Origin of the sequence: Streptomyces spiramyceticus, from assembly GCF_028807635.1 — a bacterium.
In the GTDB taxonomy this organism is placed as follows: Bacteria; Actinomycetota; Actinomycetes; order Streptomycetales; family Streptomycetaceae; genus Streptomyces; species Streptomyces spiramyceticus.
The window spans coordinates 354,426-380,000 of sequence record NZ_JARBAX010000001.1 but is presented as its reverse complement, the minus strand read 5'-3'; the positions used below and the strand labels follow the sequence as shown (position 1 = coordinate 380,000).

Genomic DNA, 25,575 nt, shown 5'->3' with positions numbered 1-25,575 from the left:
TAGCGAGTTTCATGGCGGCCCGTACCCTAAACCGACTCAGGTGGTCAGGTAGAGAATACCGAGGCGTTCGGGTGAACTATGGTTAAGGAACTCGGCAAAATGCCCCCGTAACTTCGGGAGAAGGGGGGCCATCACTGGTGATCCGTTTTACACGGTGAGCTGGGGGTGGCCGCAGAGACCAGCGAGAAGCGACTGTTTACTAAAAACACAGGTCCGTGCGAAGCCGTAAGGCGATGTATACGGACTGACGCCTGCCCGGTGCTGGAACGTTAAGGGGACCGGTTAGTGCGCTTTCGGGCGTGCGAAGCTGAGAACTTAAGCGCCAGTAAACGGCGGTGGTAACTATAACCATCCTAAGGTAGCGAAATTCCTTGTCGGGTAAGTTCCGACCTGCACGAATGGCGTAACGACTTCTCGACTGTCTCAACCATAGGCCCGGTGAAATTGCACTACGAGTAAAGATGCTCGTTTCGCGCAGAAGGACGGAAAGACCCCGGGACCTTTACTACAGTTTGATATTGGTGTTCGGTTCGGCTTGTGTAGGATAGGTGGGAGACTGTGAAGCATGCACGCCAGTGTGTGTGGAGTCAATCTTGAAATACCACTCTGGTCGTGCTGGATGTCTAACCTCGGTCCGTGATCCGGATCAGGGACAGTGTCTGATGGGTAGTTTAACTGGGGCGGTTGCCTCCTAAAGAGTAACGGAGGCGCCCAAAGGTTCCCTCAGCCTGGTTGGCAATCAGGTGTTGAGTGTAAGTGCACAAGGGAGCTTGACTGTGAGACCGACGGGTCGAGCAGGGACGAAAGTCGGGACTAGTGATCCGGCAGTGGCTTGTGGAAGCGCTGTCGCTCAACGGATAAAAGGTACCCCGGGGATAACAGGCTGATCTTCCCCAAGAGTCCATATCGACGGGATGGTTTGGCACCTCGATGTCGGCTCGTCGCATCCTGGGGCTGGAGTCGGTCCCAAGGGTTGGGCTGTTCGCCCATTAAAGCGGTACGCGAGCTGGGTTTAGAACGTCGTGAGACAGTTCGGTCCCTATCCTCTGCGCGCGTAGGAATATTGAGAAGGGCTGTCCCTAGTACGAGAGGACCGGGACGGACGAACCTCTGGTGTGCCAGTTGTCCTGCCAAGGGCATGGCTGGTTGGCTACGTTCGGAAAGGATAACCGCTGAAAGCATCTAAGCGGGAAGCCTGCTTCGAGATGAGTGTTCCCACCCCCTTTGAGGGGTTAAGGCTCCCAGTAGACGACTGGGTTGATAGGCCAGATGTGGAAGCCCGGTAACGGGTGGAGCTGACTGGTACTAATAGGCCGAGGGCTTGTCCTCAGTTGCTCGCGTCCACTGTGTTAGTTCTGAAGTAACGAACTGTGACGGCACCGGTTTGTTTAACTTCATAGTGTTTCGGTGGTCATAGCGTTAGGGAAACGCCCGGTTACATTCCGAACCCGGAAGCTAAGCCTTTCAGCGCCGATGGTACTGCAGGGGGGACCCTGTGGGAGAGTAGGACGCCGCCGAACAATCATTGTGGGGGAGCCCCGCACCTTTATGGTGCGGGGCTTTTCTGCGTTCAAGGGAGGTAGCGGAACCCCTGTGCTTCTGCCGGCCGTCGCTGAGGGTAGGGTCAGGGGGCATCATTGGCACGTTCCCACAGGAGGCCCCCGGGTGGAGGTCCAGGAGACTCGCGTTCAGACGGACCGGGTCCTCACCATCCCGAACATCCTCAGCATGGCTCGCCTCCTCGGCGTACCCCTGTTTCTGTGGTTGATTCTGCTGCCCGAGTTCGGTGGGCCCAAGGCCGACGGCTGGGCACTGCTGGTGTTGATGCTCAGCGGCATCAGCGACTATCTCGACGGAAAGCTCGCCCGGCGCTGGAACCAGATCAGCCGTCTCGGGCGCCTGCTCGACCCCGCCGCTGACAGGCTCTACATCCTTTCCACGCTGGTCGGGCTCACCTGGCGGGAGATCCTTCCTCTCTGGTTGACCGCCGCACTCTTGGCGCGCGAACTGATGCTTCTGGTGATGGTGGGCATCCTTCGGAAGCACGGCTATCCGCCGCCGCAGGTGAACTTCCTGGGGAAGGCAGCCACGTTCAACTTGATGTATGCCTTCCCGCTACTGCTTCTCAGTGACGGCAGCGGGTGGCTGGCGACGCTGGCTGCTATTTTCGGATGGGCGTTCGCCGGATGGGGTACAACTCTCTATTGGTGGGCAGGAATCCTCTACGTGGTTCAGGTCCGTCGGCTGGTGAAGGCGGACGCCGCGGCCGATTGAGTCTGCCGATGCGGCGCAACGCAGCGCCTGGTTGTCCGCGCATGATGCCTGCGGGCCAGTCCCGGACAGGCGAAGTCGGCTAGACCGTCGTCTCTTCAAGGAGGACGTTTCCGACATGAAGGCCGTCGTGATGGCCGGTGGCGAAGGTACGCGACTTCGCCCTATGACCTCGAGCATGCCCAAGCCGCTCCTGCCGGTGGCCAATAGGCCGATCATGGAGCATGTGCTGAGGCTGCTCAAGCGGCATGGGCTCAATGAGACCGTCGTAACCGTGCAGTTTCTGGCTTCGCTCGTCAAGAACTACTTCGGTGACGGCGAAGAGCTCGGAATGGAGCTCACCTATGCCAATGAGGAGAAGCCACTCGGCACTGCGGGCAGCGTGAAGAATGCCGAGGAAGCATTGAAGGACGATGCTTTTCTCGTCATCTCGGGCGATGCCCTCACCGATTTCGACCTCACTGACCTGATCCGTTTCCACAAGGAGAAGGGCGCACTGGTCACGGTGTGTCTGACGCGCGTGCCGAATCCACTGGAATTCGGGATCACGATCGTGGACGAACACGGGAAGGTCGAGCGGTTCCTGGAGAAGCCGACATGGGGGCAGGTCTTCTCCGACACCGTGAATACGGGCATCTATGTGATGGAGCCCGAGGTCTTCGACTATGTGGAAGCGGACGTCTCCGTCGACTGGTCCGGTGATGTCTTCCCTCAGCTCATGAAGGAAGGCAAGCCGATCTACGGCTACATCGCCGAGGGATATTGGGAAGACGTCGGTACGCACGAGAGCTACGTCAAGGCACAGGCCGATGTCCTCGAGGGCAAGGTCAATGTGGATCTCGACGGGTTCGAGATCTCTCCGGGTGTGTGGGTCGCGGAAGGCGCCGAGGTGCACCCGGACGCGGTGCTGCGCGGGCCGCTCTACATCGGGGACTACGCCAAGGTCGAAGCCGGCGTGGAGATCCGTGAGCACACGGTCGTGGGGTCCAATGTCGTCGTAAAAAGCGGGGCTTTCCTCCATAGAGCCGTCGTGCACGACAACGTGTATATCGGCCAGCACAGCAACCTCCGCGGATGCGTGATCGGCAAGAACACCGACATCATGCGGGCGGCGCGTATCGAGGACGGTGCCGTTATCGGCGACGAGTGCCTCGTGGGCGAAGAATCGATTGTCCAGGGAAATGTGCGGGTTTACCCGTTCAAGACCATCGAGGCCGGCGCCTTCGTCAACACCTCGGTGATCTGGGAGTCGCGCGGGCAGGCGCATCTCTTCGGTGCCCGCGGGGTCTCCGGCATCCTGAACGTCGAGATCACTCCGGAGCTGGCGGTACGGCTTGCGGGCGCGTACGCCACCACGCTCAAGAAGGGCGCCACAGTGACCACCGCGCGCGACCACTCGCGTGGTGCGCGGGCACTGAAGCGGGCGGTGATTTCGGCGCTCCAGACGAGTGCCATCGACGTACGCGACCTGGAGAACGTGCCGCTGCCTGTCGCACGTCAGCAGACGGCGCGAGGCAGTGCCGGCGGCATCATGATCCGTACGACACCGGGAGTGCCAGACTCCGTCGACATCATGTTCTTCGACGAGCGTGGCGCGGACCTGTCCCAGGCAGGACAGCGCAAGCTCGACCGGGTGTTCGCCCGGCAGGAGTACCGCCGGGCCTTCCCGGGCGAGATCGGGGACCTGCACTTCCCGGCCAGTGTCTTCGATTCGTACACCGGGTCGCTGCTGCGGAATCTCGATGTCACGGGCATCGCCGAGTCGGGGCTCAAGGTTGTCGTCGACGCGTCGAACGGAAGCGCCGGTCTGGTGCTGCCGAGCCTGCTGGGGCGGCTCGGAGTCGATGCGCTGACCATCAACCCGGGGCTCGACGAGTCCAGGCCGACCGAGACGAGCGACACACGTCGCTCGGGCCTGGTCCGGCTGGGCGAGATCGTCGCATCGGCACGGGCGGCTTTCGGCGTGCGGTTCGACCCTGTGGGCGAGCGGTTGTCGCTCGTCGACGAGCGCGGGCGGATCATTGAGGACGACCGGGCGCTTCTGGTGATGCTCGACCTTGTCGCGGCTGAACGGCGGAGCGGCCGGGTGGCACTGCCCGTGACCACCACCAGAATCGCCGAACAGGTCGCGGCGTATCACGGAACGCAGGTGGAGTGGACCACCACGTCGCCGGACGATCTGACGCGCGTGGGCCGCGAGGAGTCCACGATCTTCGGTGGTGACGGACTCGGCGGGTTCATCGTGCCCGAGTTCAGCAGCGTCTTCGACGGCGCGGCCGCCTTTGTGCGGCTGATCGGGCTGGTGGCCAGAACACAGCTCACGCTGAGCCAGATCGACGCACGTATACCGCGAGCCCATGTGCTGCGACGTAACCTGGCCACGCCTTGGGCCGTGAAGGGTCTCGTCATGCGACGTGTGGTCGAGGCCGCGGGGGATCGGTTCGTGGACACGACCGACGGCGTGCGCGTGGTCGAGGCGGACGGCCGATGGGTGATGGTCCTGCCCGATCCCGCGGAAGCCGTCACTCATCTGTGGGCAGAGGGGCCCGACGACGAGTCGGCCCAGGCATTGCTCGACGAGTGGTCGGCCGTCGTGGACAGCGCAGGTCACTGAGGTGTCACCGGTGTGCCCGGGGTGCGTCGACGACGCCCTCGGGCACACCGGTGGGGCCATTCGGTGGTAGCAGTCCCGACGTGCGACGATGTGCGGCATGTCGCAGCAGCCCCCCGTTCGGAGCACCTCTCCTCCACATCGGCGCCCCGACGCGTCCATGTCGCTGCTGACGAATGTCATGGACCACAGCCTCGACGACGGATACGCCGAGGCAACGGCCCGTAGACAGGCGGACGGCAGCGCCGGCATGCCGCGCAGCTTGCGGGCGAAGCTCGGGCTGGCCGCGGGGCTTGTGCTGGCTGCCCTTGTGGTGACCCTTGGTGCGGCGCAGGCGCGGATAGCGGCTCCCGTTGTGGCCAAGGAGCGCGAGGAGCTCATCGACCGGATCGAGGCGGAGACCTCGGCGGCCGACAAGCTCGAACAGGACGTGGAGACCCTCAGACAGGACGTGGGGGAGCGTCAGCGCAAGGCACTGGAAAAGCACGGCGGTGACCAGGGCGGACTGGTGGCCCTGCTGTCCGGTGCGACGGCGGTCCGGGGCGCGGGTGTGAAGCTGGTCGTCGACGACGCGGAGAACACCGACCCGGGCGGCGGCGGGCCGAGGGAGAACACCACTTTCTCCGATACGGGCCGACTTCGGGACCGCGACATGCAGCAGATCGTCAATGGCCTGTGGTCCTCGGGCGCCACGGCCGTCGCCATCAACGGACAGCGGCTGACGTCGCTGTCGGCGATCCGTCACGCGGGCGAAGCGATACTGGTCGACAACAAGCCGCTGGTGCCGCCGTACACGTTGCTGGCCGTGGGGCGCGAGCCTCATCTGCGGATTGCGTTCCGGGACAGTGCGGACGGCCAGTACCTGAAGGTGCTGGAGGACGACTACGGCATCAGGTGGAGCATTTCCCATCAGGACGACGTGCGGCTTCCCGCGGCGTCGAGCCTGATCGTACATACAGCAGAGCCGCTGGCCACGGACGCCGGGAAGAGCGTGGCCAACACAGGGAAGGGCAGATCGTGATCGCCGTACTGGGCCTCGTCGTGGGAGTCGTGGTCGGACTGTTGGTCCGACCCGAGGTACCGGCGGTGGTCGAGCCCTATCTGCCGATTGCCGTCGTCGCCGCGCTCGATGCGGTCTTCGGCGGTCTGCGGGCCATGCTGGACGGCATCTTCGTCGACAAGGTCTTCGTCGTCTCGTTCCTGTCGAATGTCGTCGTGGCCGCCCTGATCGTGTTCCTGGGCGACAAGTTGGGCGTCGGCGCGCAGTTGTCCACGGGTGTCGTGGTGGTGTTCGGCATCCGGATCTTCTCCAACGCGGCGGCGATTCGCCGTCACGTGTTCCGGGCGTGAGGCCGATGAGTACGGAAGAGAACCCCGAGCCGCAGCGGGACGAAGAGACGGCGTCGAGGAGCGGGCAGTCGGCCGAACTGCCGCCGCCGACGGGACGTCAGCGGCTGATCGCAGGGCTCTGGCCGCCGCGTGTCACACGCGCCCAGCTGATCGTGGCGCTGTTGCTGTTCGTTCTCGGGCTCGGGCTTGCCATCCAGGTCAGGTCGACCGACGACAGTGCGCTGCGGGGAGCGCGCCAGGAGGACCTGGTGCGAATCCTCGACGAGTTGGACGACCGTACGCAGCGCCTCGAAGACGAGAAGCAGCGCCTCGACGATCAGAAGACAGAGCTGGAGAACAGCTCGGACCAGGCTGAAGAGGCCCGCAAGCAGACCCTGGAAAAGGAACGGCAACTCGGCGTACTGGCCGGTACCGTGGCGGCACAGGGCCCCGGCATCAACCTGACGATCACGGACCCACACTCCACCGTCGAGGCCGACATGCTGCTGGACACGATCCAGGAACTGCGGGCGGCGGGCGCGGAAGCTGTCCAGATCAATGACGTCAGGGTGGTGGCGAACACGTACTTCCTGGACGAGGACGGCGGCATCGAGGTGGACGGCCGGAAGGTTTCCGCGCCGTACCGCTTCAAGGTGATCGGCAAGCCGCAGGATCTGGAACCCGCGCTCAACATCCCTGGCGGCATTGTGCAGACCTTGGAGAAGGAGCAGGCCACCGCCACAGTGACCCGGTCCGAGAAGATCGTTGTGGACGCCTTGCGACCGGCGAAGCAGCCTGACTACGCTCAGTCGTCACCGCGGTGAGGCGGGGGCGCATGGCGGCTGCGGGACTAGGGCATGAGGTTGCGGGGGGTCGGCGCACCGAAGGCGTGGTGCGTGGTGGAAACTGTCTGGTGGATACGGACGTTGTAAAGATGTCCGGTTCGGCAGGTGTGTTCATTCAGGGTTCGTCCTGCCCCACGGGCGGGTCTGTTTCAGTCAAGGGGAATCGCCCGTGAAGTTGTTTTCGAAGTTGTTCGGCAAGAGTGCACGCGAGGACGGTGCGAACAGCACCGCCCGGCATCGTGCCCCGCGTGGTGGAGAAGCCGAGGAGCAGGGTGCGGAGCGCCCGCTCTTCCGGGACGAGGTCGCTGGTCCCGGCGGCGACATTTCGGGTGGCCAGGGCGCGTCGTCTGTTGACCCTGCGGGTCCCGGCCGCATAGGTTTCGGGGAATCAGATCCGCGGCAGGAGGATCCGTCCATGTCGGCCTTGCCGGTTTGTACGAGGTGCGGGCACCGCAATGCCGAGGCCAGCCGTTTCTGTTCCAACTGCGGTGCTCCGCTGAGGGCGGGCGCGTCCGGCGAGCGTCCTTCGGAGACGACGTCGACCATCTCCATCTCCGGACTGGAGGCGTACGAGGCGGAGGCAACGGGACAGACCGCGGCCCCGTCGCTGTCGCCCGAGGCCCAGGCCGCCGTTGATGCCCTTCCGCTCGGTGCGGCGCTTCTGGTGGTACGACGCGGTCCGAACTCGGGCAGCCGCTTCCTGCTGGACAGTGAGCTGACCACGGCCGGCAGGCACCCGCAGAGTGACATCTTCCTCGACGACGTGACCGTCTCGCGACGGCACGTGGAGTTCCGCCGGGGTGCGGACGGCGGGTTCACCGTCGCGGATGTCGGCAGTCTCAATGGCACCTACGTCAACCGTGAGCGGATCGACTCCGTCGCGCTGTCGAACGGCGACGAGGTGCAGATCGGTAAGTACCGGCTGGTCTTCTATGCGAGCCAGCGGGGCATCTGACCCTTACGGGAAGGTCCATGCTGCGAACACCGATGGGCGGTGCCGGACACGGCACCGCCACCGCGGACGATCGCCTGGTGAGTATCGGCACCGTGCTGAGCGTGCTGCGTGACGAGTTTCCCGAGGTCACCATCTCCAAGATCCGCTTTCTGGAGACCGAGGGGCTGGTCGAGCCGCAGCGGACACCGTCCGGCTACCGCAAATTCAGTCCCGAGGACGTCGAGCGGCTGGCCCAGGTGCTGCGTATGCAGCGGGACCACTATCTTCCGCTCAAGGTCATCCGGGAGCATCTCGATGCGCTGGAGCGCGGCGAACAGATCCAGCTGCCGGTTTCCGGCGGTACGCCGGAAACCGGGGCCGATTGTCCTACCGCCGCCCGGATCGGCCGGTCGGAGCTGCTCGCGGCCGCCGAGGTCGGCGAGGACGAGCTCGACGAGTGGGAGTCGTACGGGCTGATCACGCCCCTGCCGGGTGGCGATTACGACGCCGAGGTCGTCACGGTGGCCAAGTTGGTGGCGGACCTGGGGCGGTTCGGTCTGGAGCCGCGGCATTTGCGTGCGGTGAAAGCCGCGGCGGACCGCGAGGCCGGCCTGGTCGAACAGATTGTCGCGCCGCTGCGCCGTCACCGGAATCCGCAGACCAGGGCACATGCCGAGGCGACAGCCAAGGAGCTCGCCGAGCTGTCAGTACGGCTTCATGCGGCGCTGGTCCAGAGTGCGCTCGGCGTGCGGCTGCACTGAGCGTGGAGGAGCCCGACTACCCAAACCTGCCGGGCACGTCCTAGGGTTGCTGTGTGAACGAGCTCGACGTCGTAGGTGTCCGGGTGGAAATGCCCTCCAACCAGCCGATCGTGCTCCTGCGTGAAGTAGGAGGCGATCGGTACCTCCCCATCTGGATTGGGCCGGGAGAGGCGACCGCGATCGCCTTTGCCCAGCAGGGGATGGCCCCTGCCAGGCCGCTGACGCATGATCTTTTCAAGGACGTGCTGGAGGCGGTTGGCCAGGAGCTCACCGAAGTACGCATCACCGACCTGCGGGAAGGGGTGTTCTACGCCGAGCTGGTCTTTGCCAGTGGTGTCGAAGTGAGCGCGAGGCCTTCGGATGCCATAGCGCTGGCCCTGCGCACCGGAACGCCGATCTACGGCAGTGACGGGGTGCTGGACGATGCCGGGATCGCCATCCCGGACGAGCAGGAGGACGAGGTGGAGAAGTTCCGCGAGTTCCTCGATCAGATCTCTCCCGAGGACTTCGGGACCAACAGTCAGTGAGCTTCACGCCACGGACCGTCGGCACATTCGAGTAGCCTTTCCCCGGAGAGAGGTACGGGAAACCACTCTCAGGGTGATTATCACTCGGCGTGCCGAGTGTGGCGATCGTTGACGCACCCCGGGTGACTGCCTACCGTCGACAAGGCAGGTCAAGGACGGAGGTCGGCGTGAGAAGCAGCGGCGACGGTACGGTGGCGGGCGGGCCGTATCCGCTTCACGGCGGTTCAGTCGACCCCCGGGTGGGGCGGCAGGGCGCGGCCTCGGCCAGGGATGAAACGGCCGCGGCCGAGAGCACTGAGAGCATCGGGTACCGGGGGCCCACCGCCTGTGCGGCGGCCGGAATCACGTACCGGCAGCTCGACTACTGGGCGCGTACAGGGCTGGTCGAGCCGAGTGTCCGGGCCGCGTACGGCTCGGGCACGCAGCGTCTCTACAGCTTCAGGGACGTCGTCGTCCTCAAGATCGTCAAGCGCTTCCTGGACACCGGTGTCGCGCTGCAGAACATCCGCACCGCCGTCCAGCATCTACGGGCCCGCGGCTTCCAGGACCTCGACCGGATGACGCTCATGAGCGACGGGGCGACCGTCTACGAGTGCTCCTCGCCGGACGAGGTCGTCGAACTCCTCCAGGGCGGACAGGGCATTTTCGGGATCGCCGTGGGCGTGGTGTGGCGGGATGTGGAGAGCGCTCTGTCCCAGCTGCACGGCGAGCGCGTCGACACGGGCGAGACCCTGATCAGGCACAATCCCACCGACGAGCTCGCACGGCGCCGTAACAAGGCTGTCTGAGACGCTGCCTTCCGTGCTGCCGCCGGTCGATTGTCAGTGCCGTGCGGCAGCATCGATGGTGTGAGATCCACGCCGACCATCCTGCATCTGGACATGGATGCCTTCTACGCTGCCGCGGAGCAGGCGGCGAAGCCCAGCCTGCGCGGAAAGCCGGTCGTGGTCGGCGGGATCGGGACGCGCGGTGTCGTGGCCACCGCCTCGTACGAGGCCAGGCGCTTCGGGGTGCATTCGGCGATGCCGGTGGCGCAGGCCCGGCGGCTGTGTCCGAACGCCGCCTATCTCATGCCGCGCTTCGCTCTCTACAGGTCCGTCAGTGAACAGGTCATGGAGCTGCTCGGCCGGCTTTCCCCGCTGGTCGAACCGCTGAGCCTGGACGAGGCCTTCGTGGACCTGGAGGCGGGAGGGGTGGCCGACGACTCGGTGTCGGCCCGGAAGGCCGGGGAGCGGCTGCGGGCGGACATCAGAGTGGTCACGGGGCTCACCGCGTCCGTGGGGCTCGCGGGCTCCAAAATGCTTGCCAAGATCGCGTCGGAGCAGGCCAAGCCCGACGGTCTTGTGCTCATCGAGCCGGGAACCGAGCGGGAGCTGCTGGGACCGCTGCCGGTCCGGACGTTGCCCGGGGTCGGTCCGGCGACCGGGGAGCACCTGCGGCGGGCCGGGATGACGACCGTCGCCGATCTGGCGGAGGCGGGCGAGGACGAGCTTGTACGGCTGCTGGGGAAGTCCCACGGCGCGTCGCTGTACCAGATGGCGGTCGGGCACGACGACCGGCCGGTGGTCGCCGAGCGGGACGCCAAATCGGTGTCGGTCGAGGACACCTTCGAGGTGGACCTGCACGACCGGGTCAGGATCAGGATCGAAGTGGGCCGGCTGGCCGACCGGTGTGTCCAGCGGTTGCGGGCGTCCGGGCATTCCGGCAGGACGGTCGTGCTGAAGGTACGGCGGTACGACTTCTCGACGTTGACGCGCTCGGAGACCCTGCGTGGGCCGACCGACGATCCGAGCGTGGTCCGCGAGGCGGCGGGGCGGCTGCTGGAGGCAGTGGACACGACAGGCGGGGTGCGGCTCCTCGGGGTGGGCGTCACGGGTCTCGCGGACTACACCCAGGAGGACCTCTTCGCCCAGGCAGCGGGCGAGCAGGCAAAAGCGGAGGCCGGGGCTGGGACTGGGACTGGGGATGTGGCTGTGCGACAGGTGGGGGAGGCGGAGCCGGTCGGGGGTGGCGACGGGGCGGCGCACGCGTCCGAGCCGCCGCCGGAGCGCCGGTGGCTGGCCGGACAGGACGTGCGGCACGCCGAGTACGGCGCGGGGTGGGTGCAGGGCAGCGGAGTGGGGCGGGTGACGGTGCGGTTCGAGGAGCCGACGTCGGCGCCGGGGCGGGTGAGGACCTTCAAGGTCGACGATCCGGACCTCGTGCCGTCGGATCCGCTCCCGCTGGTGCCCGTCGCAGAGGATGGGGAGGATCAGGCGGTGTCGTCGCCGGCGATCTTGCCGAAGTCCTTGTCAGACGCCTCAGGCGTGTCGGGAGCGGGGAACGAGATATCGAGCCCGTAGTGGTGGTAGAGCTGCAGCTCCTGTGCCGGGGAGAGGTGGCGGCCGACGCCGAAGTCGGGGGCGTCCTTGATGAGCGAGCGCTCGTAGGGGACGCGGAGGGAGTCGTTCACGACCTCGCTGGGCTCCAGGGGGACGAAGGCGTCCCGGCTGAACAGGCCGGTGCGTACAGCTGCCCATTCGGGGACCCCGGTGGCGTCGTCGAGGTACACCTCGTCCACTGTTCCGATCTTGTTGCCGTTGCGGTCGAACGCCTTCCGGCCAATCAGGCTGCGTGGATCGATGTCGGTCTGCACGGTCCCTCCAACTGATCGCAGCTGCTCCCCGTACACACTACGAAAGTGCACATCGGGGGCCCCGGCCACTCGAGGGATGGGTGACGGGCCTCGCTGGTAGGCTGGCCAATGGCTGCTGACCCCGTGCGGGAGAGTCCTTCGGTGAACGTATCGGAGGCGCCGAAGGAGCAAATCCTCCCCGGAATCTCTCAGGCCCCCGTACCGCACGGTTGAGGTCACTCTGGAAAGCAGGGTGGGCGCCGGTCGGGCTTGTGTTCGTAGAGAGCACAGTCCGGAACGGAACCCTCCCTCACCGACGGTGAAAGCCGGAGCGTGCCTTCAATGGCCCTCCGGTGAAGCTCTCAGGTTGAGATGACAGAGGGGGAGGCCGTCCGGGCACCCGTGCCGTGGTGCCCCTCGCAGGTCGTGTCAGACCAGGAGGCCTTCCGCAGATGACCGCAAACCGCATTCCGCTCTCGCAGCTTGAGCGTGGCATCCCCTTCGAGCAGCGCCACATAGGGCCCGACGCCGAGGCGCAGGCCAAGATGCTTGCCCAGGTCGGTTACGGCTCGCTCGACGAGCTGACCGCGGCCGCGGTGCCGGACGTCATCAAGAGCGCCGGGGCGCTCGGGCTGCCGGACGCGCGCACCGAGGCCGAGGTGCTGGCCGAGCTGCGCACGCTCGCGGACCAGAACCAGGTACTCGCCCCGATGATCGGGCTCGGCTACTACGGCACCTTCACGCCGCCGGTGATCCTGCGCAACGTCATGGAGAGCCCGGCCTGGTACACGGCGTACACGCCTTACCAGCCGGAGATCTCGCAGGGCCGCCTTGAGGCGCTGCTCAACTTCCAGACGATGGTGGCCGACCTGACCGGCCTGCCGACCTCGGGCGCCTCGCTGCTCGACGAGGGCACCGCCGCCGCCGAGGCCATGGCGCTCGCGCGCCGCGTCGGCAAGGTCAAGAACGGCGTCTTTCTGATCGACTCCGACACGCTGCCGCAGACCGTCGCCGTCATCCAGACGCGCGCGGAGCCGACCGGTGTCGCGGTCGTCGTCGCCGACCTCTCCGACGGGATTCCCGCCGAGGTCGCCGAGCGCGGCGTCTTCGGTGTGCTGCTCCAGTACCCCGGCGCGTCCGGCGTCGTACGGGACATCAAGCCCGTCATCGAGCAGGCGCACGAGCTCGGGGCGATCGTCACCGTCGCCGCCGATCTGCTGGCCCTGACGCTGCTGACCTCGCCCGGCGAGCTCGGCGCCGACATCGCCGTCGGCACGACCCAGCGCTTCGGTGTGCCGATGGGCTTCGGCGGTCCGCACGCGGGCTTCATGGCCGTACGCGAGAAGTTCGCGCGCAGCCTGCCGGGGCGGCTCGTCGGTGTCTCCGTCGACGCCGACGGCAACAAGGCCTACCGGCTGGCGCTGCAGACCCGTGAGCAGCACATCCGCCGGGAAAAGGCCACCAGCAACATCTGCACCGCTCAGGTGCTGCTCGCGGTCATGGCCGGGATGTACGCCGTCTACCACGGCCCCGACGGCCTGCGCGGCATCGCACGCCGCACGCACCGGTACGCGACGCTGCTCGCCGAGGGCCTGCGGGCCGGCGGTGTCGAGGTCGTGCACGGCTCGTACTTCGACACCCTGACCGTGCGCGTCCCCGGCAAGGCCGCCGATGTCGTCGCCGCGGCCCGGCAGGGCGGCGTCAACCTGCACCTCGTCGACGCCGACTCCGTATCTGTCGCCTGCGACGAGACGACGGCCCGCGCCCAGATCGCCGCTGTCTGGTCCGCATTCGGCGTAGAGGCCGACCTGGAGGCGCTGGACGCCGCCACGGCCGAGGCGCTGCCCGAGGGGCTGCTCCGCACGGACGACTACCTGACGCACCCGGTCTTCCACCAGCACCGTTCCGAGACCGCGATGCTGCGCTACCTGCGGAAGCTGGCAGACCGTGACTACGCGCTCGACCGCGGCATGATCCCGCTCGGCTCCTGCACCATGAAGCTGAACGCGACCACCGAGATGGAGCCGGTCACCTGGCCGGAGTTCGGGGCGATCCACCCCTTCGCGCCGGTCGAGCAGGTGCAGGGCTATCTGACGCTCATCCGTGAGCTGGAGGAGCGGCTGGCCGAGGTCACCGGCTACGACGCGGTGTCGATCCAGCCCAACGCCGGTTCGCAGGGCGAGCTGGCGGGCCTCCTGGCCGTGCGGGCGTACCACCGGGCCAACGGCGACGACCAGCGCACGGTGTGCCTGATCCCGTCGTCCGCGCACGGCACCAACGCCGCGAGCGCCGTCATGGCCGGCATGAAGGTCGTCGTCGTCAAGACCCGCGAGGACGGCGAGGTCGACGTCGAGGACCTGCACGCCAAGATCGAGCAGTACCGCGACGAGCTGTCGGTGCTGATGATCACCTACCCGTCCACGCACGGGGTGTTCGAGGAGCACGTCGCCGACATCTGCGCGACGGTGCACGAGGCCGGCGGCCAGGTGTACGTCGACGGTGCCAACCTCAACGCGCTGGTGGGGCTGGCCAAGCCCGGCAAGTTCGGCGGCGACGTGTCGCACCTGAATCTGCACAAGACCTTCTGCATCCCGCACGGTGGCGGCGGCCCCGGTGTCGGTCCCGTCGGTGTGCGGGCCCACCTCGCGCCGTACCTGCCGAACCACCCGCTCCAGCCGTCGGCCGGCCCGGAGACGGGCGTGGGCCCGATCTCGGCCGCTCCGTGGGGCTCGGCGGGCATTCTGCCGATCTCGTGGGCGTACGTCCGTCTGATGGGCGCCGAGGGCCTCAAGCGGGCCACGCAGGTCGCCGTGCTCGCGGCGAACTACATCGCCAAGCGCCTGGAGCCGCACTACCCCGTGCTCTACACCGGTCCCAACGGGCTGGTCGCGCACGAGTGCATCGTCGATCTGCGGCCGCTGTCGAAGTCGACGGGCGTGAGTGTCGACGACATCGCCAAGCGCCTCATCGACTACGGCTTCCACGCGCCGACCATGTCGTTCCCGGTGGCCGGGACGCTGATGATCGAGCCGACCGAGAGCGAAGACCTGGGCGAGATCGACCGCTTCTGCGACACCATGATCGCCATACGCGGCGAGATCGAGAAGGTCGCTTCGGGCGAGTGGCCCGCGGACGACAACCCGCTGCACAACGCGCCGCACACCGCGGCCGCGCTCGGCGGGGAGTGGGAGCACGCGTACAGCCGCCAGGAGGCGGTCTTCCCGGCCGGAGTGTCGGCCGCGGACAAGTACTGGCCGCCGGTGCGCCGGATCGACGGTGCGTTCGGTGACCGCAACCTCGTCTGCTCGTGCCCGCCGATGGATGAGTACGACAACTGACGGGCGTAACGTACACAGGCGCGGACATGCGTCGGGGCCGGTTCGGAGACTTCCTCCGGGCCGGCCCCTCGTCGTATCCGGTTGTATCGGCTGTGCTACGCGGCCTTGACCACGTCGAGCGGCCGGTGCGGCGCAATGATCTGGCCGTCCGGCAGAAGCTCTCCGGTGTCCTCGAAGACGAGGACGCCGTTGCACAGCAGGCTCCAGCCCTGTTCCGGGTGGTGTGCCACGAGGATCGCGGCTTCCCGATCGGCTGACTCGGCGGTCGGGCAGGCTGGCTGGTGCTGGCACATGGAAGGGTTCTTTCGCTGCGTTGTAGTGAGTGTCCTGCGGCTCGATGCGGTGTTCATGGCCGCCCCCCGTATCAATCGGTCCGGTCCCAGTGTTGCCCCACGGGCGTCAATCCGCAGGGATTTCGCGGCAGCTCTCCTTACTGATTAATGACGCATCACTCGTGCGGACGGTTCACGTCAACTGGGGTCTCTCTTCGGGTGGTTCGGAGTGGCCGGTACGGACTAGTCCGGATGGGGGGTGGCGCCGGCGTCACTGTGCCCCGTGACCGGAGCGGGCACGGGGCACAGGGGGCGGAAAGCGCACCGTGGGGCGCTGTTGGGCCGAGTTGTCAGGCGGGCTGGCCGAGGAGCGGGGTGGCCGGGACGGCAGGAGGGGGAGAGGGCGTGAGTCGGTGCGTCAGTACGGGCAGCAGGTCGGCGGCGCGGTGTGGGCGATGGGATGCGATGCCGGGGGGTGCAGGGGCCAGCGGCACCAGGAGGTCCGTCGGAAGGGGCATGCCGTCGGCGGCGTCGGCCTCGGGGTTCGGTTCCTCGTGCAGCCACAGCGTGAGCATGTACAGCTCCGGTACGGACAGCAGGCGCGGCTGGTACCGGGTCGTCGTCGTCATTGTCTCCGCCTGATGCAGCGCGCGCTCGCTGGATGCGATGTAAGGGCCTTCGCAGAAGTGCGCGAAGGCCCAGCCGTCGGGTGTGAGCATGGTGTCCGCCGCGGCCACGGTGCGGTCGCCGTTGCGGATCAGGAATCGCCAGCCGGTCAGCCGGGTGCGTGGCGGGCGGCCGGACGGGATGATCCGGTCCAGTACGTGCACAGGGAGCGGGAGTTCGGGGCTGAGCGGTCCCTGTGCCGCGCGGAGGGCCGGGGGACGGGCCTCGCGGACGGCGGTGGGGGAACCGAGTGCCGCGAGGACGCTGCGCAGGGCGGGCGCGGGGGCCGGGGGGACATGCAGCGGCATGGTGGGTCGCCTCTCACTTGGGAGACACGTTGGAGCGTGGGCAGTGCGGACGGCGCTGTCTGCGTGCGGGGCCAGAGGGGGGCCTTGGGGCGATGGCCGGGCGCCAACTCTCTGCCTCGTTCACGGAGTTTATACGATACGTGTTCACACGGTGTTTCTGCTAGCCGACGTGCGCATTGCGGGCAAGGCGGTATTCGGCTCTTATCCTGCGGAGAATCTCCCAATTCTCCGGGAGCGCAGGCCCGTGGCCTCGAAAGTCCGAGCGGCAGCGGTAGGCCGAAACTCATCGGCATTTTTCACGAGCAGCCACCGGTGGAAACTGCTTTTTGCTTCATGCCGAGTGAATGTGCCGCCGGGACACCGCATCGAGCGTACCCGGTACTCGGTGACTGCGGGGCGTTATTGATCAGCCCGTCTGGGCATCATCGACCGTGACATGAGAGCCCGATGCTGTGGGCCGCCCACTCGAGGAGGGACGCTTCGATGGGGGAGAAGGTCGTGGCGGGCGGCTTCGATCTGTCGGATCGGCAGAGGTACCGCAGGAAACTCCAGCAGTGTCTGGAGGGTCTGGGGCGGCTGCTGGAGGAGAAGCGATTCGACCGTCCCAAGAACCTCATGGGGCTGGAGATCGAGCTCAATCTCGCCGGGCCCGACGGTACGCCGAAGATGATGAACGCGGAGGTCCTTGAGCGGATCGCCAGCCGTGATTTCCAGACCGAACTCGGTATGTTCAATCTGGAAGTAAATATTGTTCCGCACCGGTTGGGAGGCCGCGTTCTCGACCAGCTCGCCGAGGAACTGCGTACCGGCCTCGCATATGCCCACAGAAAAGCCAACGAGGTCGACGCGGGCATCGTGATGATCGGAATTCTGCCGACGCTCGGCCGCCACGACCTGGTCTCGGCGAACCTCTCCGACGTCGACCGCTACCAGCTGCTCAACGATCAGATCGTCGCGGCGCGCGGCGAGGACTTCATGCTCGACATCGACGGGGTGGAGCGGCTGACCTGCTCCTTTGCCTCCATCGCGCCCGAAGCGGCCTGTACCTCCGTGCAGTTGCACCTCCAGGTCACACCGGCCCGGTTCGCGGACGTATGGAATGCGGCGCAGGCGGTTGCCGCCGCGCAGATCGCTGTGGGCGCCAACTCGCCGTTCCTCTTCGGCCGTGAGCTGTGGCGCGAGTCGAGGCCGCCGCTGTTCCAGCAGGCCACCGACACCCGGCCGCCCGAGCTGCAGGCCCAAGGCGTGCGGCCCAGGACGTGGTTCGGCGAAAGGTGGGTCGGTTCGGCGTACGAACTCTTCGAGGAAAACCTGCGCTACTTCCCCGCCCTCCTGCCGATATGCGACGAGGAAGACCCACTGCTCGTGCTCGACGACGGCGGGGTACCGCGTCTGCAGGAACTCGTTCTGCACAACGGTACGGTCTACCGCTGGAATCGGCCCGTTTACGGGCTGGCCGACGGCGTACCGCATCTGCGCGTCGAGAACAGGGTGCTGCCGGCGGGGCCCACGGTGACGGATGTGGTCGCCAACGCCGCCTTCTACTACGGCCTGGTCCGGGCCCTCGCCGAGGACGCGCGTCCCGTGTGGACGCGGCTGCCCTTCGAGGTCGCGGCCGCGAACTTCGACGCCGCCTGCCGCGACGGCATCGACGCCGAGATCGTCTGGCCGAAGCCGGGCCGGGGGAGCGGCACGACGCGGGTGCCGGCTGTGAAGCTCGTACGGGACGAACTGCTCCCGCTGGCCGCGGCGGGGCTCGACGCCTGGGGTATCGAGCCCGCGGACCGCGACCTCTACCTCGGGGTCATCGAGCAGCGGTGCAGGCGGCGCGTCAACGGGGCGTCCTGGCAGGTGGACACGTACCACAGGGCCCTGGACGCCGGTCTGGAGCGCGAGGCGGCGCTGGCGGCCACCACCCGCCGCTACAGCGAGCTGATGCACGAGGGCGAGCCGGTGCACACCTGGCCGGTGGGGTTCCCGGCTCCCGGGTGAGAAGCCGGGTGATGGCGGCGGATCGGGGTGATCGCGGCGGACGCGGCGCTCAGCCGCCCTGGCCCGCCTCCATGATCGCCTTGAGGATTACGGCGTGGATCTCGGCCGGGTCACTGACCTGGTAACCGCCACCGCCCGTCACGGTGGCGATCTGTTCGATCTCCTCCCTGTCGGCGTCGGGGCCCACCGCGATGGCGATCAGTGGGACCGGCCGCTGCGGGTCCGCGATCCGCTTCAGTTCGGCGATCAGGGCGCTGCGCGAGATGCTGACCGCGTCCTGGTTCGAGCCGTCGGTGAGGATGACGACGGCGTTGAACTTGCCGCTCGCGTAGTTGGCCTTGGCGTCCTTGTACGCGGCCAGAGTGGTGTCGTACAGGCCCGTCGCACCGCCCGGCACAGGGGCCAGCGCGGAGAAGGCCGCCGAGATCTTGTCGCGGTGAGTGCCGCCGCCGGACGCGGGGTCGCCGAGCCGGGTGGTCGGAACCTTCTTGCGGTAGTCGCGGTCACCGTCGAGGTTCGTGGCGAAGTCCCACAGACCGATCTCGTCCTCGGGCGTGAACTGGGAGAGGGCCTGGAGCAGTGATGCCTTGGTGACATCCATGCGCGACTGGCTGCCGCGACCGGGCACGGCCGTGGCCATCGAACCCGAGGCGTCGACCACCGTCGTCAGCCGGGCGCTCTGCACGGTGATGGTCCACATGCCGAGCGTTTCCTCGATGTCCTTCTGGGACGGCGGCTCGGTCGTGGCCAGGGCGTACGGCTGGGGCGCGCGGCCGCCCGCCACCCGTACAACGCCTTCGGACACGGGCTTGTCGGGCATACGGAAGCCTCGGTCGACGAGGAACTTGCGGCTCTCCGGCTCGCCCAGCAGGGTCATGAAACGCAGAGCCGCCCGGCTCTGGTCGGTGGACAGCTCGGGCTCATTGACCAGCGTGTACGGGTAGTCGAGCTGCGGCGCTCCGTCCTTCGGGTAGAAGAGTTCGAGGCCGGGGCTGCCGCCGGCGGTGTTGTGCGCGAAGGCCGCCTGCTCCGAGAGGAGTACGGCCTGGTTGCGGCGGGGGTTGCCCTTCTCCGTACCGGAGTCGTCCTGGGCCAGTGTCTGGAGAACCTGGGCGTCGGTGTCCGATATGCGCTGCGAGAGCAGTTTGGCGGTGGCCGCGACCTTCGTATCGCCCTCCGGGGACTTCTTGTGCGCCGACCGGCCGATGCTGGTGAGCGCGAGGAGACCGGTGGCGCTGCGGGCGGGGTCCGCCGCTCCGAGGCGCAAGGTGTCCTTCTCGGTCGCGGCGGCCGACATCTCGGCCCAGGTGTACGTCTTCCTCGGCCAGCCCAGCGACTTGGCCGCCGACGGAACCATGGCCAGGGCGACCGGCGACGAGGCGACATTGCCGACCGACGTGAGGGGTGATCCGTCGCCGGAGCTCTCTGCGCGCTGGACCCACAGATCGGAATCCGGAATCCACACCTGGTAGTCGGGCTCGGCCGTACCGGCGGTGACGGCGTCGGCGACCTTGTACGCGTCGCGGGCGACGACGGCCACGTCGAGGCACCGCCCGTCGGAGGTGACCTCCTCGTCGCGGGCGTACTGGGCGGCCGCGCGTACGGCGGGGGCGGCATCGGGGGATGCGACCACCTTCAGCCGTACGGCCGAGTCGGCGCAGGAGCCGGAGAAGGACAGGAGGCCGCCCTGCACCGCGACCGCGGTGCCCGCAGCCACGCTCAGGACGAGCATGGTGGCGATGGCGACCGTGCGACGGTGTACGGGTGGGCGGGACCTGGTTCCGTCCGTCGCGGCGTCGTCGGGCAAGCTGTGACGTCCCATGGAAGTGGTGCCCCTCCTCGAATCTCGAACAAGGAAAAGGGGACCGCGCCATCGGTTGGCGTTCGTCCCCCGGCCTGTCGCGCGCGATCTTCGTACCTGCATTCGAGACCCTAGCGGGGCCGTGTCGGGGATGAGGCGGGAATGCTCAACTGGAGGCTGGTGTGCAGGTGGAGGCGGGGCTGGTGGCCGATTCTCAACCGGGGCAGGGACTGACACGTGGGATTTTCCGGGCCGAAGTCCTGATCGTGCTCGCGCTCTCGCTGGGCGCGAGCGGGCTTTCGTCCCTGATCAGGTTCGTCGGAGCAGTGACGAGGCCGGGCGATCTCAAGGACCAGGCCGCGCGGCTCAATGCGTCGTACGCTCCCGGGCGGCCGTGGCTCGATCTCGCCTGGCAGCTCTTCGGGATCACCTCGGCGCTGGTGCCTGTCGCGCTGGTCGCGTACCTGCTGATGCGAGAGGGGGCGGGGCTTCGCGCGATCGGATTCGACCGGACACGGCCGTGGCCGGACCTGGGGCGGGGGGCGCTGGTCGCGGCGGGCATCGGCAGCGCCGGGCTCGCCTTCTATCTGGTCGCCGTCGCGGTGGGGTTCAACCTCACGGTGGTGCCGGAGTCGCTGCCCGCGGTGTGGTGGAAGTTCCCCGTACTGATCCTCTCGGCGATGCAGAACTCCGTACTGGAGGAAGTGATCGTCGTCGGGTATCTGCTGCGCAGACTCGGGCAATTGGGGTGGTCGCCGACGGCCGCGCTGATGGCGAGTTCGGTGCTGCGCGGCTCGTACCACCTGTATCAGGGGATCGGCGGCTTCATCGGCAATGTGGTGATGGGCGTGGTCTTCGTACTGCTGTACCGGCGCTGGGGGCGGGTCGGGCCGCTCATCGTGGCCCATACGCTGCTCGATGTCGGGGCGTTCGTCGGATACGCGCTGCTGGCCGGGCATGTCGGCTGGCTGCCGACGCCTTGAGGAAGCACGGACGGGGGCGTGCGGAGGTTTCCGTACGCTCCCATCCGTGCTGTCATTCGTGCTGTCAGGGGGCGGCGAGCAGCTCGCCGTCGATGACGGTGACGGCGCGGCCGGTCAGCAGGGTGCGCTCGCCGCGCAGTGATGTACGGACCAGGCCGGAGCGGGCCGACGCCTGGAGGCCCGTCAGCTCGTCGCGGCCGAGCCGGGCCGACCAGAACGGGGCCAGGGCCGTGTGCGCGCTGCCGGTCACCGCGTCCTCGTCGATGCCGACCCGCGGGAAGAAGCCGCGCGACACGAAGTCGTAGCCGAGGGAGGGAACTTCGGCGGCGGCCGTGGCGATGATGCCGCGCTTGGAGTGGGCCACGAGAGCGGCGAAGTCGGGAGTGAGCGCGCGTACCGTCCGCTCGTCGGCCAGTTCGACGACCAGGTCACCGATGTGCGGTCCTGTGTCGTGGGCGGAGAGGACCTGTGCGCCGAGGGCTTCGGAGATGCCGTCGGGGACCGCCACCGGGGTGAGCGGCGCGGTCGGGAAGTCCATCGTGATGGTGCCGTTCTCGTGCGCGGTGGTGATGAGGATGCCGCAGCGCGCCGCGAAGCGCACGGTGCCGGTCGCGGTGCCCGTGGTGTTCAGGACGTGTGCCGTGGCCAGGGTGGCGTGGCCGCACATGTCGACCTCGGTGGCCGGGGTGAACCAGCGCAGCGCCCAGTCGGCTTCGCCGCCGGGCGGGAGCGGGTGCGCATAGGCGGTCTCCGGGTGGTTCACCTCGGTGGCCACCTGCTGGAGCCATGTGTCGTCGGGGAAGGAGTCGGCGTCCAGCAGCAGGACTCCGGCCGCGTTGCCGGCGAAGGGGCGGTCGGTGAAGGCGTCGACGATTCGAATCCGCATGACCCTGAACGTAGAGGCGGAGCAAAGCCGCAGGCCAAGGCCAATTGTGGGTGGCTGGCCTCATTTGACTCCTGTCGACTCTTGTCGGACGAGCCATTCCGATATATCGTTGACGCATCGCGACAGATCAGCGATGGAAGGAGCGTAGCGATGCGTTCACATGGACATGGGGACTGCGGGCCCGGCCATCGCGGTCGGGGTGACTCGGAGGGGCGGCGTGCCGCCTTCGGCCCGTTCGGGCCGCCGTTCGGCGGGCCGTGGGGTGCCGGCGGTGGTGGCGGGCGTGGTCGGGGCGGGCCCCGGGGCAGGGCGAGGCGCGGCGACGTACGCGCGTCGATCCTGGCGCTGCTGACGGACCGGCCCATGCACGGTTACGAGATGATCCAGGAGATCGGCGAGCGCAGCGGCGGGGCCTGGCGGCCCAGCCCCGGTTCGGTCTACCCGACGCTCCAGCTGCTGGAGGACGAAGGCCTGATCGTCAGCGAGAGCGAGGGCGGCAAGAAGCTGTTCACGCTCACCGACGCCGGGCGCGCCGAGGCCGAAGGGGGGCCACAGGCTCCGTGGGAGGAGGAGGGGCGCGGCGTCGACTGGGAGATGATGAACGAGATCCGGCAGGCCGGTTTCGGCCTGATGGAGGCGTTCGGCCAGGTCTGGAAGACCGGCTCCGCCGAGCAGCGGCAGAAGGCGATCGCGGTCATCAACGAGTCCCGCAAGAAGCTCTATCTCATCCTTGCCGACGAACACTGAGCCGGCTAATTGCCCGGCGGCGCCCCGCGGGCATCGTCCGCGGGGCGCCGCCGTCGTGCGGTCAGGTGACCAGGCCGCCGAGTTTGCGCAGCGACTCGGTCAGGGCCGCGCCCGCCGAGTCCTTGAGCTTGCCCGCCATCAGCGATACGGCGGCGCCGGTGAACTCGCCGTCGATACGGACCCGGGTCGCGTCGCCGTCGGGAGTCAGCGAGTAGCGCATGGCGAGGTTGACGCCCATCGGGCCTTTGCCCTTGGTGGCGAGCAGCCGGGCCGGCTCCAGCTCCTCGACCGTCCAGGTCACCTCGGCGGGGAAGCCCATGAGCTTCATGTTCTCCTCGTACGTCGCCGAGACCTCTAGCACCGCGGGGCCGCCCTTGGGGAAGCTGGTGTGGGTGACGTTCCACTGGCCGTACGCCGCGAAGTCCGTCAGCTGCGCCCAGATCTTCTCGGCCGGTGCCCCGATGCGTGCTTCCGCGCTGGCTTCGGCCATGCGACCACCCCTTTTCGTCGGCTCGTGTCGCGGAACGTAGCCGTAAGGGGCGGAACATTCAATACTGATGAACTGTCAGCTCTGCCAGATCTCGGCGGAGTCGAAGGCGTCTGACGCGCGCGGATACGGGCTCTCGTCGTGGCAGTGGAAGGCCGCCCAGAAGACATCCGCGAGCAGGGCGTCGAACGGCGCGTACACCCGGTACACGTACTGCCGCCCGTCCAGGGCGAGGAGGGCGACCATCCAGCGCATGGGCATGGGCATGGGCATGGGCGATGGGGCTCCTCTCCCGGCTCCGAGGGGCGCGTGGCGTTGTCCGGAGGGGACGAGGTTGAGGGGAGCCGTGGTTGCGCGTGGGGCGCAGGGCAAGGCGGCGCGCGCCCCTGGGGGAGAAAATCCGGATCTCATCCGCAAGGAGGAGGGTCCGGGCGGGGTTGCCCAACTCCGGTGGGATGCGCGAATGCTTCCCCACGGGGATGTTTCAGCCGCCGGTGCCTGATGGGGTGGGAGTGTGCAAAGCCGTACCCCGCGGGTTCCCCAGCAGCCTGCCGTGAACCGACCGGACAGCCGTGCAGACCTCCGTGCAGACGTCCGTGCTGAAATCGAAGCGAGGCTCACCGCGGAGCTCGCCTCGGTGGTCGCGGGCGCGCGCCGACGGGCCTTGCGGGACGGCGACCGGCAGATCGACACGGCGCATCTGCTGCACTCGGTGATCGAGACCGACCCCGCCGTCAGGGCCGCGTTCGACGGCGCCCCGCAGGTCGCCAGGGTGCTCGGCTATCTCGTCCAGCGCAGCATCGGCTACGGGCTGCGCTGGCAGGGGACGGTGGAGGACTCCGGCGCGGTGCCGGTGATGTGTGAGGCGGCGGGTACGGCGGGTGTGGCCGGATGGTCGCCTGCCGCCGTCAGCGCCATGGAAGGCGCCCTGGAGCGCGCTGCGTCGCGCGGTGATCAGCGTGCCTGCGGGCTCGATCTCCTCGCCGTTCTCGCCGCGGACCGGGACTGCCGGGCGGTCGAGGTGCTCCAGCGGGCAGGGGTGGACACGGAGTCGCTGGCCGGGCGCCTGCAGGACGAATCTCGACAGGTGTGACAGGGGTGTCGCTCCTGACGGCAACTGGCATGATGTGCCGATGCACGCGTCTCAGGGAAAGAGCGCCGGCCTGGGACTTGCCCTGGCGTCGGCGTTCGCATTCGGTGGTTCAGGTGTAGCGGCCAAGCCGCTGATCGAAGCGGGGCTCGACCCGCTGCACGTGGTGTGGCTCCGGGTGACCGGTGCCGCCCTCGTCATGCTGCCCGTGGCCTGGCGCCACCGTACGCTGCTGCGCCGTAAGCCGGCCCTGCTGGCCGGGTTCGGCCTCCTCGCGGTCGCCGGCGTGCAGGCTTTCTACTTCGCCTCCATATCCCGGATCCCGGTCGGCGTCGCCCTGCTCGTCGAATACCTCGCCCCGGCGCTGGTGCTGGGGTGGGTGCGTTTCGTGCAGCGCAGGCCGGTGACGCGCGCCGCGGCCGTCGGCGTTGTCCTGGCGGTCGGCGGCCTCGCGTGCGTCGTCGAGGTCTGGGCCGGGCTGAGCTTCGACGCCCTCGGCCTGCTGCTCGCGCTCGGCGCGGCCTGCTGCCAGGTCGGCTATTTCGTCCTGTCCGACCAGGGCAGCTCCGGCGAGGACGCGGCTGATCCGCTCGGCGTCATCGCGTACGGACTGCTCATCGGCGCCGCCGTGCTCACCGTCGTCGCGCGGCCGTGGGGCATGGACTGGTCGCTGCTCGCCGGAAGCGCGGACATGGGCGGGACCGAGGTGCCGGCCGCGCTGCTGCTGGGCTGGATCGTGCTGATCGCCACCGTCGTCGCGTACGTCACCGGGGTGGTGTCCGTACGGAGGCTGTCGCCGCAGGTGGCGGGCGTAGTCGCCTGCCTGGAGGCGGTCATCGCGACCGTACTTGCGTGGGTACTGCTCCGCGAGCATCTTTCGGCGCCGCAGATTCTCGGTGGGGCGGTGGTGCTCATCGGCGCTTTTATCGCTCAGTCGTCCGCGCCCAAGGCGCCGAAGGAGCCCACGGGACCCAAGGGTCCGAGTCGGCCGGTTGCCGGTGAGTCCGCCGGTGCGACTGATCTCCCGGACGCGGACGGAAAGTTGTCCGCCGGGCGGACCGCGCCGTAGGGTCACGCCCATGCCAATGACTGTGCTTCCGCCTCCTGCCGCGT

General features: G+C 67.8%; 23 protein-coding genes, 2 rRNA genes and 2 riboswitches (1 of these 27 cut by a window edge). Of the genes, 18 read left to right on the top strand and 7 right to left on the bottom strand.

Annotation, left to right across the window (positions count from 1 at the left end; genetic code table 11):
- From PXH83_RS01610 to PXH83_RS01555, 12 genes are all read left to right on the top strand, one after another.
- Nucleotides 1-1,329, top strand: a 23S ribosomal RNA gene (locus tag PXH83_RS01610) (it extends 1,812 nt beyond the left edge of the window).
- Between the two features lie 74 nt (nucleotides 1,330-1,403).
- Nucleotides 1,404-1,520: ribosomal RNA gene (gene rrf, locus PXH83_RS01605) — 5S ribosomal RNA — on the top strand.
- A gap of 145 nt (nucleotides 1,521-1,665) precedes the next feature.
- Nucleotides 1,666-2,274: a cardiolipin synthase ClsA gene (gene clsA, locus PXH83_RS01600; protein WP_274555803.1), complete on the top strand. Its 609-nt coding sequence runs from the start codon at nucleotides 1,666-1,668 to the stop codon at nucleotides 2,272-2,274.
- 115 nt (nucleotides 2,275-2,389) lie between these two features.
- On the top strand, nucleotides 2,390-4,885 hold the full coding sequence (locus tag PXH83_RS01595; RefSeq protein WP_274555801.1) for a mannose-1-phosphate guanyltransferase: 2,496 nt from the start codon (nucleotides 2,390-2,392) through the stop codon (nucleotides 4,883-4,885).
- Between the two features lie 97 nt (nucleotides 4,886-4,982).
- Nucleotides 4,983-5,903, top strand: a complete 921-nt coding sequence (locus PXH83_RS01590; RefSeq protein ID WP_274555799.1) for a DUF881 domain-containing protein — start codon at nucleotides 4,983-4,985, stop codon at nucleotides 5,901-5,903.
- On the top strand, nucleotides 5,900-6,232 hold the full coding sequence (locus PXH83_RS01585) for a small basic family protein (protein ID WP_023543062.1): 333 nt from the start codon (nucleotides 5,900-5,902) through the stop codon (nucleotides 6,230-6,232). Before PXH83_RS01590 ends, PXH83_RS01585 begins: the two co-directional genes overlap by 4 nt.
- 5 nt (nucleotides 6,233-6,237) lie before the next feature.
- Complete coding sequence (locus PXH83_RS01580; RefSeq protein WP_274555785.1) at nucleotides 6,238-7,035, top strand: DUF881 domain-containing protein; 798 nt, start codon at nucleotides 6,238-6,240, stop codon at nucleotides 7,033-7,035.
- Nucleotides 7,036-7,117: 82 nt separating this feature from the next.
- Entirely contained in the window at nucleotides 7,118-8,011 is an 894-nt protein-coding gene (locus tag PXH83_RS01575; protein ID WP_274562622.1) for an FHA domain-containing protein, read from the top strand.
- Nucleotides 8,012-8,028: 17 nt separating this feature from the next.
- Complete coding sequence (ftsR, locus tag PXH83_RS01570) at nucleotides 8,029-8,751, top strand: transcriptional regulator FtsR (protein ID WP_274555783.1); 723 nt, start codon at nucleotides 8,029-8,031, stop codon at nucleotides 8,749-8,751.
- 53 nt (nucleotides 8,752-8,804) lie between these two features.
- Nucleotides 8,805-9,278, top strand: a complete 474-nt coding sequence (locus PXH83_RS01565; protein ID WP_006123076.1) for a bifunctional nuclease family protein — start codon at nucleotides 8,805-8,807, stop codon at nucleotides 9,276-9,278.
- A gap of 167 nt (nucleotides 9,279-9,445) precedes the next feature.
- Nucleotides 9,446-10,066, top strand: a complete 621-nt coding sequence (locus tag PXH83_RS01560; protein ID WP_274555780.1) for a MerR family transcriptional regulator — start codon at nucleotides 9,446-9,448, stop codon at nucleotides 10,064-10,066.
- Nucleotides 10,067-10,126: 60 nt separating this feature from the next.
- On the top strand, nucleotides 10,127-11,620 hold the full coding sequence (locus tag PXH83_RS01555; protein ID WP_274555778.1) for a DNA polymerase IV: 1,494 nt from the start codon (nucleotides 10,127-10,129) through the stop codon (nucleotides 11,618-11,620).
- On the opposite strand, the gene PXH83_RS01550 is transcribed toward PXH83_RS01555, so the two are convergent.
- On the bottom strand, nucleotides 11,530-11,913 hold the full coding sequence (locus tag PXH83_RS01550) for a PRC-barrel domain-containing protein (RefSeq protein WP_274555777.1): 384 nt from the start codon (nucleotides 11,911-11,913) through the stop codon (nucleotides 11,530-11,532). The two genes, PXH83_RS01555 and PXH83_RS01550, sit on opposite strands and share 91 nt — an antisense overlap.
- A 116-nt stretch (nucleotides 11,914-12,029) precedes the next feature.
- Nucleotides 12,030-12,127, top strand: a riboswitch (glycine riboswitch).
- Nucleotide 12,128: 1 nt separating this feature from the next.
- Nucleotides 12,129-12,278: riboswitch (glycine riboswitch) on the top strand.
- Nucleotides 12,279-12,344: 66 nt separating this feature from the next.
- Between PXH83_RS01550 and gcvP the strand changes: the two genes are divergently transcribed.
- On the top strand, nucleotides 12,345-15,230 hold the full coding sequence (gene gcvP / locus PXH83_RS01545; protein WP_274555776.1) for an aminomethyl-transferring glycine dehydrogenase: 2,886 nt from the start codon (nucleotides 12,345-12,347) through the stop codon (nucleotides 15,228-15,230).
- Nucleotides 15,231-15,325: 95 nt separating this feature from the next.
- On the opposite strand, the gene PXH83_RS01540 is transcribed toward gcvP, so the two are convergent.
- Nucleotides 15,326-15,523, bottom strand: a complete 198-nt coding sequence (locus tag PXH83_RS01540) for a DUF5999 family protein (protein WP_338054695.1) — start codon at nucleotides 15,521-15,523, stop codon at nucleotides 15,326-15,328.
- 329 nt (nucleotides 15,524-15,852) lie between these two features.
- Nucleotides 15,853-16,476 carry a hypothetical protein gene (locus tag PXH83_RS01535; RefSeq protein WP_274555772.1) on the bottom strand — a complete coding sequence of 208 codons (624 nt, stop codon included), beginning with the start codon at nucleotides 16,474-16,476 and terminating at the stop codon, nucleotides 15,853-15,855.
- A 483-nt stretch (nucleotides 16,477-16,959) separates the two neighbouring features.
- Between PXH83_RS01535 and PXH83_RS01530 the strand changes: the two genes are divergently transcribed.
- Complete coding sequence (locus PXH83_RS01530; RefSeq protein WP_274555769.1) at nucleotides 16,960-18,468, top strand: glutamate-cysteine ligase family protein; 1,509 nt, start codon at nucleotides 16,960-16,962, stop codon at nucleotides 18,466-18,468.
- Between the two features lie 49 nt (nucleotides 18,469-18,517).
- On the opposite strand, the gene PXH83_RS01525 is transcribed toward PXH83_RS01530, so the two are convergent.
- Nucleotides 18,518-20,290, bottom strand: coding sequence for a substrate-binding domain-containing protein (locus tag PXH83_RS01525; protein WP_274555767.1), 1,773 nt, complete (start codon nucleotides 20,288-20,290; stop codon nucleotides 18,518-18,520).
- A gap of 161 nt (nucleotides 20,291-20,451) precedes the next feature.
- On the opposite strand from PXH83_RS01525, the gene PXH83_RS01520 reads away from it, so the two are divergent.
- On the top strand, nucleotides 20,452-21,252 hold the full coding sequence (locus PXH83_RS01520) for a CPBP family intramembrane glutamic endopeptidase (protein WP_274555765.1): 801 nt from the start codon (nucleotides 20,452-20,454) through the stop codon (nucleotides 21,250-21,252).
- A 64-nt stretch (nucleotides 21,253-21,316) separates the two neighbouring features.
- Here PXH83_RS01520 and PXH83_RS01515 read toward each other — a convergent pair whose 3' ends face one another.
- Nucleotides 21,317-22,138 (bottom strand): PhzF family phenazine biosynthesis protein, encoded by an 822-nt coding sequence (locus PXH83_RS01515; protein WP_274555762.1) that lies wholly within the window; start codon nucleotides 22,136-22,138, stop codon nucleotides 21,317-21,319.
- Nucleotides 22,139-22,288: 150 nt separating this feature from the next.
- Between PXH83_RS01515 and PXH83_RS01510 the strand changes: the two genes are divergently transcribed.
- Nucleotides 22,289-22,885 carry a PadR family transcriptional regulator gene (locus PXH83_RS01510; RefSeq protein ID WP_274555760.1) on the top strand — a complete coding sequence of 199 codons (597 nt, stop codon included), beginning with the start codon at nucleotides 22,289-22,291 and terminating at the stop codon, nucleotides 22,883-22,885.
- A 61-nt stretch (nucleotides 22,886-22,946) separates the two neighbouring features.
- Here the strand turns inward: PXH83_RS01510 and PXH83_RS01505 are convergent, their stop codons facing one another.
- A complete protein-coding gene (locus tag PXH83_RS01505; RefSeq protein WP_274555758.1) occupies nucleotides 22,947-23,375 on the bottom strand; it encodes a type II toxin-antitoxin system Rv0910 family toxin in 429 nt (142 codons plus the stop codon).
- A 75-nt stretch (nucleotides 23,376-23,450) separates the two neighbouring features.
- Nucleotides 23,451-23,645, bottom strand: a complete 195-nt coding sequence (locus PXH83_RS01500; protein WP_274562987.1) for a hypothetical protein — start codon at nucleotides 23,643-23,645, stop codon at nucleotides 23,451-23,453.
- Nucleotides 23,646-23,886: 241 nt separating this feature from the next.
- Here PXH83_RS01500 and PXH83_RS01495 point away from each other — a divergent pair, with 241 nt between their 5' ends.
- Both PXH83_RS01495 and PXH83_RS01490 read left to right on the top strand, forming a co-directional pair.
- Complete coding sequence (locus PXH83_RS01495) at nucleotides 23,887-24,465, top strand: Clp protease N-terminal domain-containing protein (protein WP_274555756.1); 579 nt, start codon at nucleotides 23,887-23,889, stop codon at nucleotides 24,463-24,465.
- 40 nt (nucleotides 24,466-24,505) lie between these two features.
- Entirely contained in the window at nucleotides 24,506-25,531 is a 1,026-nt protein-coding gene (locus PXH83_RS01490) for an EamA family transporter (protein WP_274555753.1), read from the top strand.
- The last annotated feature ends 44 nt before the right edge of the window (nucleotides 25,532-25,575 follow it).

What these genes read in the sequence shown, in the direction of transcription:
- PXH83_RS01595 (WP_274555801.1), top strand. Translation starts at nt 2,390, where the DNA reads ATGAAGGCCGTCGTGATGGCCGGTGGCGAAGGTACGCGACTTCGCCCT.
- PXH83_RS01590 (WP_274555799.1), top strand. Translation starts at nt 4,983, where the DNA reads ATGTCGCAGCAGCCCCCCGTTCGGAGCACCTCTCCTCCACATCGGCGC.
- PXH83_RS01580 (WP_274555785.1), top strand. Translation starts at nt 6,238, where the DNA reads ATGAGTACGGAAGAGAACCCCGAGCCGCAGCGGGACGAAGAGACGGCG.
- ftsR (WP_274555783.1), top strand. Translation starts at nt 8,029, where the DNA reads ATGCTGCGAACACCGATGGGCGGTGCCGGACACGGCACCGCCACCGCG.
- gcvP (WP_274555776.1), top strand. Translation starts at nt 12,345, where the DNA reads ATGACCGCAAACCGCATTCCGCTCTCGCAGCTTGAGCGTGGCATCCCC.
- PXH83_RS01540 (WP_338054695.1), bottom strand. Translation starts at nt 15,523, where the DNA reads ATGTGCCAGCACCAGCCAGCCTGCCCGACCGCCGAGTCAGCCGATCGG.
- PXH83_RS01535 (WP_274555772.1), bottom strand. Translation starts at nt 16,476, where the DNA reads ATGCCGCTGCATGTCCCCCCGGCCCCCGCGCCCGCCCTGCGCAGCGTC.
- PXH83_RS01530 (WP_274555769.1), top strand. Translation starts at nt 16,960, where the DNA reads ATGGGGGAGAAGGTCGTGGCGGGCGGCTTCGATCTGTCGGATCGGCAG.
- PXH83_RS01525 (WP_274555767.1), bottom strand. Translation starts at nt 20,290, where the DNA reads ATGGGACGTCACAGCTTGCCCGACGACGCCGCGACGGACGGAACCAGG.
- PXH83_RS01515 (WP_274555762.1), bottom strand. Translation starts at nt 22,138, where the DNA reads ATGCGGATTCGAATCGTCGACGCCTTCACCGACCGCCCCTTCGCCGGC.
- PXH83_RS01510 (WP_274555760.1), top strand. Translation starts at nt 22,289, where the DNA reads ATGCGTTCACATGGACATGGGGACTGCGGGCCCGGCCATCGCGGTCGG.
- PXH83_RS01505 (WP_274555758.1), bottom strand. Translation starts at nt 23,375, where the DNA reads ATGGCCGAAGCCAGCGCGGAAGCACGCATCGGGGCACCGGCCGAGAAG.
- PXH83_RS01500 (WP_274562987.1), bottom strand. Translation starts at nt 23,645, where the DNA reads ATGCCCATGCCCATGCCCATGCGCTGGATGGTCGCCCTCCTCGCCCTG.
- PXH83_RS01490 (WP_274555753.1), top strand. Translation starts at nt 24,506, where the DNA reads ATGCACGCGTCTCAGGGAAAGAGCGCCGGCCTGGGACTTGCCCTGGCG.